9 protein-coding genes are annotated in these 12,376 nt (G+C 71.6%); 1 reads left to right on the top strand and 8 read right to left on the bottom strand.

Annotated elements, in window-relative coordinates:
- Positions 1-2: 2 nt before the first annotated feature.
- The 6 genes from Q1A98_RS11015 to Q1A98_RS10990 all read right to left on the bottom strand — a co-directional run bounded on the left by Q1A98_RS11015 (position 3) and on the right by Q1A98_RS10990 (position 5,108).
- Complete coding sequence (locus Q1A98_RS11015; protein WP_299573167.1) at positions 3-542, bottom strand: hypothetical protein; 540 nt, start codon at positions 540-542, stop codon at positions 3-5.
- Between the two features lie 172 nt (positions 543-714).
- Positions 715-1,341 carry a response regulator transcription factor gene (locus tag Q1A98_RS11010; protein WP_299573164.1) on the bottom strand — a complete coding sequence of 209 codons (627 nt, stop codon included), beginning with the start codon at positions 1,339-1,341 and terminating at the stop codon, positions 715-717.
- A complete protein-coding gene (locus tag Q1A98_RS11005; protein WP_299573162.1) occupies positions 1,338-2,459 on the bottom strand; it encodes a histidine kinase in 1,122 nt (373 codons plus the stop codon). Before Q1A98_RS11005 ends, Q1A98_RS11010 begins: the two co-directional genes overlap by 4 nt.
- A gap of 50 nt (positions 2,460-2,509) precedes the next feature.
- The gene (locus Q1A98_RS11000; protein WP_299573161.1) at positions 2,510-4,024 is read right to left on the bottom strand and encodes a hypothetical protein; all 1,515 of its coding nucleotides are present in this window, start codon (positions 4,022-4,024) and stop codon (positions 2,510-2,512) included.
- Entirely contained in the window at positions 4,021-4,785 is a 765-nt protein-coding gene (locus Q1A98_RS10995) for an ATP-binding cassette domain-containing protein (protein WP_299573158.1), read from the bottom strand. Before Q1A98_RS10995 ends, Q1A98_RS11000 begins: the two co-directional genes overlap by 4 nt.
- A 161-nt stretch (positions 4,786-4,946) precedes the next feature.
- Entirely contained in the window at positions 4,947-5,108 is a 162-nt protein-coding gene (locus Q1A98_RS10990; protein ID WP_299573155.1) for a gallidermin/nisin family lantibiotic, read from the bottom strand.
- Between the two features lie 181 nt (positions 5,109-5,289).
- Between Q1A98_RS10990 and Q1A98_RS10985 the strand changes: the two genes are divergently transcribed.
- Positions 5,290-9,039 (top strand): hypothetical protein, encoded by a 3,750-nt coding sequence (locus tag Q1A98_RS10985; protein WP_299573153.1) that lies wholly within the window; start codon positions 5,290-5,292, stop codon positions 9,037-9,039.
- Positions 9,040-9,051: 12 nt separating this feature from the next.
- Here the strand turns inward: Q1A98_RS10985 and Q1A98_RS10980 are convergent, their stop codons facing one another.
- Together Q1A98_RS10980 and pta are read right to left on the bottom strand one after the other, a co-directional pair.
- Entirely contained in the window at positions 9,052-10,254 is a 1,203-nt protein-coding gene (locus Q1A98_RS10980; RefSeq protein ID WP_299573150.1) for an acetate kinase, read from the bottom strand.
- Positions 10,251-12,359, bottom strand: coding sequence for a phosphate acetyltransferase (pta, locus tag Q1A98_RS10975; RefSeq protein ID WP_299573147.1), 2,109 nt, complete (start codon positions 12,357-12,359; stop codon positions 10,251-10,253). The genes Q1A98_RS10980 and pta overlap by 4 nt, the downstream gene beginning before the upstream one ends.
- Positions 12,360-12,376 lie beyond the last annotated feature (17 nt).

The raw sequence follows: 12,376 nt of genomic DNA, 5'->3' as shown, positions 1-12,376 counted from the left end.
CGTCACCCGACCAACTCGTCGAGGGCGTTCATCGGCTCGACGTCGAGGAGGTCGCGAAAACGTGCCACGTACCGGTCGCGGAGATCGGGGTCGACGGTGTCGGTCGCCTCGCGGACCCGGCGTCGGAGGATCTCGCGCACCCGGGTGGCCATCGGCGTGCGGCTGGCGGGCAGGTAGGGGCCCTCGTACAGCCAGATCGCGAGTCGGTGGTCGCCGTCGCGGAGGGCCGCCATCATCTCGAGCACGTCGACGGTGACCCGACCGGTGAGCCGGTAGCTGTCGCGGTAGCGGTCGAAGACCGTCTCCACCCCCATCCGCCGGGCGCGGTAGGCGAGCGTGGCGACGGCGGACCGGCCGGCGCAACCGCCGAACAGCGTCGTGCGCAGCGTGGTGAGGCTGGCCTCGCCACCACCCCACGCGAGCGCGGTGACGAACTCCAGCGGGCGGGTGGACCGCACCGGGAGCCCGTTCACGATCTGCTTGCCCAGGACCTGTACCTCCACCGCTGACGCCGGCGGTGGTGCGGCGCGGAGATCGTCCACCTGTGCCTCCCGATGTGATCGTCGTGTGATCGGACAACGGGATCGACGCTAGGGCCGTCCGTCCGTTGCGCTCTCGGGTGCGACGATGTCGTCGCAGGTCAGGACGGGTGAGAAAGTGTCCGGTCCGGACACCGGACGGTGTCCGGACCTGGCGGACCCGGGGGCGCGTCGGTCAGCCGCCGAGTGCGACGCGGACGAGGGCGACGCGATCGCGGCAGTCGAGCTTGGTGAGGAGCGCCCGCACGTGGGTCTTGACCGTCGACTCGGCGACGAAGAGATGGTCGGCGATCTCGCGGTTCGACAGGCCCGCGCCGATCAACTCGAGCACCTCGACCTCGCGCGGTGAGAGCGCCTGCACGCGGGGGTCGACGCGGGCGGCGGGCCGCAGGGCGGAGGTCACGTGCTCAGCCGCTCGGTCCGCGAGCACCATCCCGCCGCGGGCGACCTCGCGGACCGCGGCCAGCAGGTCCTCGGGCTCGGCGTCCTTCAGGAGGAACCCCCGGGCGCCGTACCCGATCGCGAGCTCGACGTAGGTGTCGACGTCGAAGGTCGTCAGGATGAGCACCTTGGGTGGGTCGTCGCGGGTCATCAGCAGCTTGGTCGCCTCCACCCCGGACATGACGGGCATGCGGATGTCCATCACGACGACGTCGAGCGGGGTGGACCCGGCGAGGTCGACGACAGCGCGCCCGTCCCCGAGGCGACCGACGACGTCGATGTCGTCCTCGGCGTCGAGGTAGTCGGCGAAGGCGTCGCGGATGACCTCCTGGTCGTCGACGACCGCGACACGGATGGTCATGACCGACGCCCGACGGGCACCTCGAGCGTCACGGTCCACCCGTCGCCGTCGGGTCCCACGGTGCAGCGTCCGCCGACGTCCGCCGCGCGCCGACGCATCGTGTCGCAGCCGTGTCCGGCGCCGGGCGGTGTCGCGCCGGTGGCGACGATGTTGTGCACCCGCAGTGTCATGGTCCGAGCGTCGTCGTCGACGGTGACGTCCACGTCGACCGGTGCATCGGGCGGTGCGTGCCGGACGGCGTTGGTGATCGCCTCCTGCAGGACGCGTCGGACGGTGGCGCGGACGTCGTCGGCGAGCGACGCGTCGACGTCCTCGACGGTCGTCCCGGACGGTGTCGTGCACCGGACCTCCCGTCCGATCCGCCGCGCGCGGTCGAGGATCTGTGCCGGCGAGTCCGTGAACCCCGACGCGGTACCGGAGATCTCGCCGACCGCGCGTCGCAGCTCGACGAGGGACTCCCGGGAGAGGTCGGAGATGACCGTCAGGGCCTCGGTCGCCGTCTCCGGACGGGTCCGGGCCAGAGCGACCGACGTGGACGCCTTCGCGCGGATCGCGGTGAGCGCGTGGCCGAGCCCGTCGTGCAGATCGGCCGCGATGCGTTGCCGTTCGGTGAGTGTGGCGAGTTCGACGGCACGCGCCTGCTCGGCGGCGGTGACCTCACGCTGGAGTCGCCGTCGGCTCGACCACAGGTGCACGGCGAGGAGCACCGCGACGTGGAGTCCGATCGCGAAGGGCCGGCTGGCGGAGATGGAGACGGCCGGACTCAGCGGGGTCGCGAGGCAGGCGACCACCAGCACCGCGCGTCCCTGCCACCGGTGCTCGGCGTGTCCGGTGACGGCGCTGACGGTGAGCGGGACACACAGGATGAGCGGGAAGACGCCGAGGGCGCTCGCCGATCCTGTCGCGCCGAGAACCGCGAACGCGAGGGCGGTCGCCGCCGCCGAGGGCCAGAGCGCGGTTCGGCGGACGGGGACCGCGAACGCCGCCGCCGTGAAACAGGCGGCGGCGACACAGCCATGGGCACCGCGGTCGCCCGCCACCGCCGCGACCCATCCGACGGCCGCGGCGGCGACGGCCGCCACGCCGAGCAGCCCGTCGGTCCAGGGGATGCGCCTCACGCGGGTCAGTCTCCCAGAGCGGACGGCTGCCGCCGGGCGGCGGCGCGGCCTCAGCGGCGACGCACGCGGTAGAGCCGACGCGCCGCCACGGTCGAGGCGAGCACCGCGATCACCACCGCCGCACCGGTTGTCACCCCGGCCGACGCATCCGCAGGGTGTGCGGCCCAGGCGAACGGGACCAGCAGCCCCACACCCGAGTACATCGACGTCCCGCCGACCAACGTGCCGAACACGGTGCCGATCACGCCCACGGCCACCGCGACGACGGACCCCGCCCAGACGGCGAGCAGTGTCTCGACCGCCACCAGCATGGCCCCGACCACCACGAAGACACCTGCCGCCCGCAGCACGGGCCCGACCGCACCGCCGGAGTGGACGAGCACCGCGGCCACGGCGGCGACGACGAGGACGACCACGAGATCCATCGCGAGCACGAGTCGCAGTCCCACGGACTCGGGACGCGGGGGGCGGCCGGCGAGCGCGCGGGCGCCCGTGCGTACACGCGGAACCCAGAGTGCGGCAACCGTCGTCGCTCCCAGGGGCAGGACGATCAGCGCGAACACCTCGGCGGCGTCGGACACCGACCGCCAGCGCAGCAGCACCGCCACGAGGGCGACGGACAGCACGGCGAGGACCGGGACCGCGGGGCCGCGAACCATCGCGAGCACCGTGGTGAAGCGCACCCCCGGAGCGCGGGTGGAACCAGTGTGACGAACGGATGCCGTCGTCGGTCGTGGCGCGGCTGACGACGCACCGGTACCGACGGCAGGTCGCCGAGCCTTGGACGCGACGACCGCCACCACGATCAGCAGCGCCGCGACGACGACGGACCCGACGAACGGGATCGGTCCGACGGGGAGTGACGCGCCGTCCAGCGAGGTGCCGTTGACGTGGGTGCCGATCGTGTCGAGCACCGATCGCATGGGCCAGGTGGTCGGGACGACCCGCCACAGGGGCGACTCGGCGAACGCGACACCGGTCACCACGGTCCCGATCGCGACCAGGCCCGGACCGGCGATCGGCGCGACGAGGCCCGCGATCGCGAGGGCGACGGTGAACCACAGCCCGGACACCACCACGGCGGCGACGAGGCCCGCGGCGGTGGCGATGGTCGACCCGACCGGCACGTCGTCGCCGGCGAGGATCGTCAGCAGCGACCACACCCCGAGCGCGGCGAGCTGGATGACGGCACCGCCCGCCACCGCCACCACGGCGCGGCCGACGATGCGGTCGCGGGCTCCGACACCGCGCAGGGGTAGTCCGCCGGCACGCGCTGCGCGGTCGATGTGGGCGAGGTGGGCGACGAACACCGCGGTCAGGAGCGGTCCGGCGGCGACGACCCAGAGGTTGAGGAAGCCGAGGGCGTCGTCGACGCCGTGGCGGCCGGTGCTGAACTGCACGCCGCAGGTGATCACCATGAAAGCGACGACAGCGGCGGGGACGGCGAACAGCCTCGGCCGCAGCCAGATCCGGGCCTGGGCGCGCAGATACCGGCCGAGCGAGGCGGACGAGGTCGGGGCAGGTCGCGTCGACCGACGAGCGGTCGCGACACTCGGCGCGCTCACGACGCCTGCTCCCACGACCGGGCGTCGTCGAACAGCCCGAAGTACGCACGCTCGACGTCACCGTTCGGGGCGAAGTCCGCCAGCGGGCCCTCGAACCGTGTCCGACCGGCGACGATGCAGCCGATGTCGTCGGCGGTCTCGGCGACCTCCGTCAGCAGGTGGCTGCTGAAGAGGACAGTCGACCCGGAGTCGGCGATCCGCCGCATCAGCCCCCGCATGTACCGGATCCCGGCGGGGTCGAGGCCGTTCTGCGGCTCGTCGAGAACCACCAGCTCGGGATTCCCGACGATGGCGATCGCCGTCGCGAGGCGGCTCTTCATGCCGGTCGAGTACCTGCCGGCCTTCGCGCGCGCGGCATCGAGCAGCCCGACCTCGCCCAGCGCCGCGTCGACGGCGTCTCCGTCGAGTCCGAGGACGTCGGCGTGGATGCGCACGTTGGCACGGCCGGAGAGGTGCGGGTAGAAGGCCGGGCCGTTGATCGACGCGCCGACACGCGCGAGTGACGATCGCTCCCAGCGCTTCCCGAACAGGGTGACGTCGCCTGCGGCCGGCGCGACGAGCCCCACCAGCATCGACAACGTCGTGGACTTGCCCGCGCCGTTGGGACCCAGCAGGCCGTAGACCGTCCCGCGACGGACGTGCAGCGACACGTCCTCCACGACGGTGCGCCGACCGAAGGTCGCGCGGACGTGGTCCATCGCGATCACGGGGGGCCGTGTCTCGTGGTGTCTCGTCATGTGGTGTGTGGTCGTCTCGTTCATGACATCGATCCTCTCGGCGAGGGCTGTCGGGGACATCCCCCCGTGGGGGGATTCAGGGGCAGGATCGCGGGGATTCCTGCGGCGGAGACGACGGATGCCGGCGCCCGCGAGGGGCACCGGCATCCGTTCTCCGCGAACCGACCATCAGTCGGCGACCGGCATCACTTGGTGATGGTGCACCCGCCGGTCGGGTTGCAGCTGCGCGTGGTGCAGGCGAGGGCGCCGGTCTGGCAGCCCGGGGTGCACAGCGAGATGCTGGTGATCTGCGGCTGGGCCTCGGCGGCATCGTGACGGACGGTGGCATCCAGATCGAAATCGGACATGTCGTTCTCCTTCGAGTGTTGCGTGTCGTCTTCTTCCTGACGGCGATTCGCTCGCCTGGAACCACCGTGGCAACCGTCGTTCACGTACCGATCACACGGCGATCCCAGACGTTCGCGAGTTCGCAGCCCTAATGACTCTCAGCAAGTACCCCTCGCGACCTGCACCGACTACGGTCAGGACGTGGACGAGGCGGGCGGGACCTTCGGCGCACATCTCGCCGACCTGTTCGAGCGTGCGGGCGGCCCTTCGCTGCGGTCGGCCGCGCACGCGGTGTCCCGGGCGGGCGGTTCGGCGTCGGCACAGCGCATCAGCGACTGGCGGACCGGGCGCCACCTGCCACGGTCGTTCGCGGCCGTCGAACCCCTCCTCGTGTGGTTGACGGCGCGGGCCGCGTCCGGCGGGGTCGACGACCTGCTGTCCATCGGCGACTGGGAGGCGGTCTGGTCCGCCGAGATCGCCGCCGAGGACCGCGACTGCGCCGACCTCCCGTTCCCCGGGCTGGCCCCGTTCGACGACTCCCGCAGCGAGATGTTCTTCGGGCGCGGCGCCGTGATCGACGACCTGGTGTCGACCGTGACCGCGGCGGCCGGGGCCGACGGACCGGCCCTCGTGGTCGTGACGGGGGTGTCGGGCGCAGGGAAGTCGTCGCTGCTCGGTGCCGGGATCACCCGCGCGCTCGGTCGCACCCCCGCCATGAGGGGACCGGTGTCACGGGCGCGTCTGACGCCGGACGGCGTCGCCGGCCTCGAGACGGTGTCGACCGCGGGCCTCGTCGTCCTCGACCAGTTCGAGTCGGTGTTCTCGCTGGATCCACCGGCTCGCGCGACGGTGATCGACACCCTCGACCGCCTGGCCCGGGAGCGCCCTGTGGTGCTCGGGATCCGATCGGACTTCTTCGATCGCTGCGTCCGGGTCCCTCTCCTCGCCCGGGCGTGGCGTGCACACTGTGTGATCGTCGGTCCGATGACCGATGCCGAACTCCGCGAGGCGATCTCCGGACCCGTGCGAGCTGTCGGCGGCCGCATCGAGAGTGGGCTGCCGGACCTCCTGCTCGCGGAGCTGTGCGACGTCGCGCAGCTGGACGACGACGAGGGCCGCGACACCCCCGCGCGGCTGCCACTCCTCGCGCACGCGCTCGCGTCGACATGGCAGCGCAGCGCGCCGAGGATGACCGTCGCGGCCTACCGGGAGACCGGGGGGATCGCCTCCGCGCTGGGTGACACCGCCGAGCGTGCGTGGGACGACATCGTGGCGGCGGGGCACCAGGACGTCGCCCGATCACTTCTGGTCGCGCTCACCGTGTTCGGCCCGGGTGACATCCCGCTGCGCGGCCGTCTGACCCACCAGGATCTCGACAGACGCTTCCCCGCAGAGGCCCGTGAGGTCATCGAGATCCTCGCCGCCGCACGGCTGTTGACGGTGACGGCCGATGACGTGACCCTGGTCCACGACGTCGTGCTGCGGGCGTGGCCCCGGCTGGCCGGGTGGCTGCGGGAGGACCGCGCGGCGCATCTCGCCCGTCAGCAACTCGACGAGGACGCGCGGGCGTGGGTGGAGACGGGTCGTGATCCGTCGTTCCTGTACCGCGGGGCACGGCTCGCCGAGGCGTTGCGGATGCACCGGTCGTACTCGACGCGGTACCGCCATCTGCTGTCCGGCGACGATCAGGAGTTCCTGGACCGTGCGGTGGCCGCCGGACGTCGCCGACGCACCGTGGTGATCGGTGCGGTCGCCCTCGTCGTGGTGCTCGCGATCGTCTCCACGGTCGCCGCCGCCATCGGCCTGCAGCAGTCGTCGGCGCTGCGCGGTCAGCGGGATGCCGCCCAGCGCGCCGCGCTGCTGTCGCAGATCCAGAACGTCGCCGGCCACGACCCGTCACTCGCGCAGCGCCTCCGGCTCGTCGCCCACGATCGATGGCCGGGCGAGCAGTCGGTCGACGGAGACCTGCTGAGCGCGACCACCCAACCGCTGGCTCGTGTGCTCACCGGCCACGACGGACCGGTGTACGACCTCGGGTACAGCCGTGACGGCCGACTGCTGGCGTCGGCGTCGGGAGACCGGACGGTACGGCTCTGGGAGACCGGACGGGACGGGCGACGACGCACGGTGTCGGTGCTCTCGGGCTTCGGCGACTACGTCACCTCGGTGGCGTTCTCCCCCACCGCGCCGGTCGTCGCGGCCGCGAGCGGCGACGGTACCGTCCGGATCTGGGACATCGGCGATCCCTCCTCCCCGAGGATGACGGCGGTGTTGCGGCCGGGCCGCGGCACGGTCTACGTGATCGCGTTCTCCGACGACGGGACCCGCCTGGCCGCACCGTCGGACGACTCGACGGTCACCCTGTACACGATGGGCGATCCCCGGTCGCCGCAGCAGATGTCGGTGCTGCGGGGACACACGGGACCGGTCCGGACGGTGGCGTTCGTCCCGGGTCGCCACATCGTCGCCAGCGGTGGCGACGACGCGACGGTGCGCTTCTGGGACACCGCCGATCCCACGAAGCCTGTGTCGATCGGCCCCCCGGTGGCGGGGTTCTCGTCGATCGCGCACTCCATCGCCTTCTCCGCCGACGCGACCCGCATGACGGTCAGCGGTGACTCGCCCGACATCACGGTCCTCGACATCACGGACCTCGCGCGACCCGTCCGCGTGGTGAGCGCCGTGCCGGGGACGACCGCGGGCTCGTGGTCGGTCGCCTACGGCCCGCGTTCCGACCTTCTCGCGTCGGCGAGCGAGGACGGCATCGTCAAGGTGTGGAGTGTGGCGGGATCGACCGTGCCGCAGCTGGTGTGGTCGTTGCAGTCCGCGCCCGAGCAGTCGGCTCTGACGTCCTCGACGATCGCCTTCAGCCCCGACGGGTCCCGCCTGACCGCCGGTCTGTCGGACGGCTCGATCGCCGACTGGTCCCTGCCGAGCACAGTCGTGCACCGGCACTCCGGGGCGGTGACGGGGGTCGCCGTCGACGCCACCGGCGATCTCGTCGCGAGCGTCGGCACCGACATGGCGTTGACCCTCGGTGACGTCCGCAGCGGGAACACCCTGTCCCGCATCCCCATCGACGCGGTTGTCAACAACCACCCGACAGTGTCCATGCGCCGCGACGGCCGCCAGGTGGCGACAGCACGCAACAGCGGCGGGCGCGTGCAGCTGTTCGACACCACCGACCCACGTCGCCCCCGGCCCGCGGCAGTGCTCGACCTCGGGACCCGCTTCAGCTATCACTCTGCCTACTCCCCCGACGGTCGCCTCCTCGCGACCGGGGACACCGATCGCTCGGTCGTGCTGTGGGACACCACGAACCCGGATGCGCCGCGACGGGTGTCGCCCTCTCTCGGTGGCCTGTCGGACCTGGTGCGCGACGTGGCGTTCAGCCCCGACGGCACCCGTCTCGCCATCGCGTCCGACGACAAGACCACCCGGGTCGTCGATGTCCACGATCCGGCGGCACCCCGGATGCTGGCGACACTCACCGACCCGAGCCCGCTGCGCGGGGTGACATGGTCGCCGGACGGACGGACCCTCTACACCGCCGCCGAGGATCTGACGGCCTGGCGTCTCGACGCCGCGACGCCACGCATCAGCAGCAGGATCCCCGCCGTCTACGCGGTCACCGTCGGGACGGTGGGCACAGGTCGACTGGCCGTCGGGACCTCCACCCGCCAGATGCGACTGTTCGATGCGACGGCCGACGGGCACCTCACAGCAGGTCCGACGGTCTCCGGGACGGACACCGCGGACACGGACTTCGTCCTGCCCCCGGTCACCCGCGGCAACGTGGTCGCGACCGGAGGCGACCGTGTCGGCTCCGTGGTCATGCGCACCGTCGACGACACCGTGGCGCGTCGGTGGGTCTGCGCGACGACGGATCCGATCAGCCCGGAGAACCGTTCTCGGTACCTCGCCGGCCTCGGGTCGGGCGGGGACTGCTGAGCCGTCGCCTGCTCACCCGGCTCGGACGAGCTCCAGTGCCTTGCGCGCGATGGCGAGTTCCTCGTCGGTCGGGACGACCAGGACGGCGACGGGCGCGTCGTCGGGCGAGATGCGTCGCGCGTCGTGGGAGCGGATCGCGTTGGCATCCGGGTCGACCCGGATGCCGAAACCCTCCAGACCGGCCAGGGCGTCCGCCCGGACCGTCGCCGCGTTCTCGCCGACGCCCGCGGTGAACACGATGGCGTCGACGCGGCCGAGGTCGACCATGTAGGCGCCGATGTACCGGCGCAGCCGGTGGATGTAGACGTCGTAGGCGAGGCGGGCGCGCTCGTCACCCTCCTCGATCCAAGCGGTGATCGTCCGGAAGTCGTTCTCGCCGCACAATCCCTTGAGGCCCGCGTTCTTGTTGAGCATCGTGTCGACGGCGTCGACGTCCATGTCGGCGACACGCTCGAGGTAGGCGACGATGGCCGGGTCGAGATCACCGCTGCGCGTGCCCATCACGAGCCCCTCGAGTGGGGTGAGTCCCATCGACGTGTCGACCGCCCGGCCGCCACGCACCGCCGACGCGGATGCCCCGTTGCCCAGGTGGAGGACGACGAGGTTCACCTCCGAGGCCGGACGGCCGAGGAAGTCCGCAGCCGCGGCGCTCACGAACTCGTGGGAGGTGCCGTGGAACCCATAGCGGCGGATGTCGTACCGGCGGGCGATCTCGTCGTCGATGGCATACGTGGCCGCGTGCGCTGGAAGGTCGTGGAAGAAGGCTGTGTCGAAGACGGCGACCTGGGGCACCTCGGGCAGGATCTCCCGCATCGCACGGACACCGGCGAGGTTGACGGGATTGTGTAGCGGGGCCAGGCTGCTGAGGTCGTCGATGGCGGCGACGGCCTCGTCGTCGAGGACGACGGGTTCGCTGAACCGCCTGCCGCCGTGGACCACTCGGTGGCCGACGGCGACGAGGTCCGTGGAACGCAGGTCGGTGCCCGCCTGCGCGAACAGATCGAGCGCCGTGTGCAGTGCGTCCTTGTGGTCGGCGACGGCGCCGTGGGACTCGACCGTCTCGCCCGCCTGCTCGTGCCGGGCGGACGCGTCGTCCGACCCGATGCGTTCGACGATGCCGGTCGCGATCCGCTCACCCGAACCCGGTTCGACGAGTTGATACTTGAGGGACGACGACCCGGCGTTGAGCACCAGGACCACGGGCCTGTCGGTCACTGCGCGTCCCCGAGTGCCTGCGCCTGGATGGCCGTGATGGCCACGGTGTTGACGATGTCGGAGACCAGCGCACCGCGCGACAGGTCGTTGATGGGGGCGGCCAGCCCTTGCAGGACCGGCCCGATGGCGACGGCACCGGCGCTACGCTGCACCGCCTTGTAGGTGTTGTTGCCGGTGTTCAGGTCCGGGAACACGAGGACGGTGGCGCGTCCGGCGACCTCGGAGTCGGGCATCTTGCTCTTGGCCACGCTCGGCTCGACTGCCGCGTCGTACTGGATGGGGCCCTCCACCAACAGATCCGGGTCGCGCTCCCGCACCAGTTCGGTGGCCTCACGCACCTTGTCGACGTCCGCACCGGACCCGGACTCGCCGGTCGAGTAGGACAGCAGTGCCACTCGCGGCTCGATGCCGAACTGCGAGGCCGTCGCGGCCGAGGAGATCGCGATGTCGGCGAGTTGCTCGGCGGACGGGTCGGGGACGATGGCGCAGTCACCGTACGCGAGAACACGATCGGCGAGGCACATGAAGAACACGCTCGACACCGTCGAGACGCCTTCGGTGGTCTTGACGATCTCGAACGCCGGCCGGATGGTGTGGGCCGTCGTGTGCGCCGCCCCGGACACCATGCCGTCGACCATCCCGGCGTGCACCATCAGCGTGCCGAAGTAGGACACATCGGTGACCACCTGGTGTGCGCGGTCGAGGTTGACGCCCTTGTGGGAACGCAGGTCGGCGTAGGTCTGGGCGAACTGCTCACGATGCTCCGAGGTCTGCGGGTCGATGACCTGCGCGTCGGACAGGTCGATACCGAGTTCCTGTGCGCGCGAGTGCACGTCGTCGACGTTGCCGAGCAGCGTGAGGTCGGCGACACCGCGACGCAGCAGACGTCCCGACGCGCGCAGGATGCGGTCGTCGGTGCCCTCGGGCAGCACGATCCGCTTGCGGTCGGACTTGGCCCGGGCGACGAGCTGGTACTCGAACATCTGCGGGGTGACGACCGTCGGCGCCGAGAGCCGCAACTTGTCGAGGAGGCTGTCGGAGTCGACGTGGTTCTCCATCAGGGTGAGGGCCGCGTCGATCTTGCGAACCGACTCGACCCCGACGCGTCCGCGCGCGAGCGCCGCGGTGCGCGCGGTCTCGTAGGTGCCCTGCTCGCAGGTGATGATCGGCAGCGCCGGGCGCAGGCCCTGCACCAGCGACTCGATCATCGGGTGGGGCATGATCCCGCCGTTGAGGATGATCCCCGACAGCTTCGGGAAGCCCTGTGCGGCATTGGCCGTCACCAGGGCCAGCAGCACGTCGGACCGATCGGCGGGTGCGATGACGGCGACGCCGTCGGTGAGCCGCTCCAGGATGTGCTCGGCGGTCATCCCGCCCACCATCACGCTGAGCGCCTCCCGGTCGAGCAGTTCGGGATCACCGCTGTACAGCTCTCCGCCCAGCGCGGTCTTCAGCTCGGACATCGTCGGCGCCACCAGTACCGGGTCCTCGGGAAGTGCCCACGCGGGCAGGCCGGTGGCCTCGAGCCGTTCGCGAATGGTGTCGACGTCGTCGGGCTCGCAGCGGTTGGCGATGAGCGCGACGGCCTGGGCGTGTTCCCCTCGGATCTCGGCGAGACAGACCTCGGCGAGCGACACCACCTCGTCGGGCGAGCGGTCGGCCGCCTTGAGCGCCAGCAGCATCGGGGTGCCGAGGTTGGCGGCGATGCGCGCGTTGAAGCTCAACTCCGACGGGCTCGCCACGTCGGTGAAGTCGGACCCGATGACGAGGATCGAGTCGCACTGCTCCTCGACGGCGTGGAACCGGTCGACGATCTCGGCCAGCGTCGCCTCGGGATCGGCGTGGACCTGTTCGTAGGTGACGCCGATGCAGTCGTCGTAGGAGAGGTCGACCGAGTCGTGTTCCATGAGCAACTCGAGGATGTAGTCCCGCTCGCCCGACGCCGCGCGGGAGATCGGGCGGAACACGCCGACCCGGCCGCCGGTGGCCGCGAGCAGGTGCAACGTCCCCAACGCGATGGTCGACTTGCCGGTGTCCCCCTCGGGGGACGCGATGTAGATGCTGCTCGACGTGCCGGGGGGTCCCGCGGGACTGTCTGCGCCCATGGCCCACAGCCTAGGGC

It is taken from the genome of uncultured Williamsia sp. (assembly GCF_947494875.1).
In the GTDB taxonomy this organism is placed as follows: Bacteria; Actinomycetota; Actinomycetes; order Mycobacteriales; family Mycobacteriaceae; genus Williamsia_A.
Note: the sequence above shows the minus strand (reverse complement) of the source record. Positions and strands in the feature narration are given on the sequence as shown.

Coding starts and splice junctions, on each gene's coding strand:
- Q1A98_RS10995 (WP_299573158.1), bottom strand. CDS start 4,785: ATGAACGAGACGACCACACACCACATGACGAGACACCACGAGACACGG.
- Q1A98_RS10990 (WP_299573155.1), bottom strand. CDS start 5,108: ATGTCCGATTTCGATCTGGATGCCACCGTCCGTCACGATGCCGCCGAG.
- pta (WP_299573147.1), bottom strand. CDS start 12,359: ATGGGCGCAGACAGTCCCGCGGGACCCCCCGGCACGTCGAGCAGCATC.
- Q1A98_RS11010 (WP_299573164.1), bottom strand. CDS start 1,341: ATGACCATCCGTGTCGCGGTCGTCGACGACCAGGAGGTCATCCGCGAC.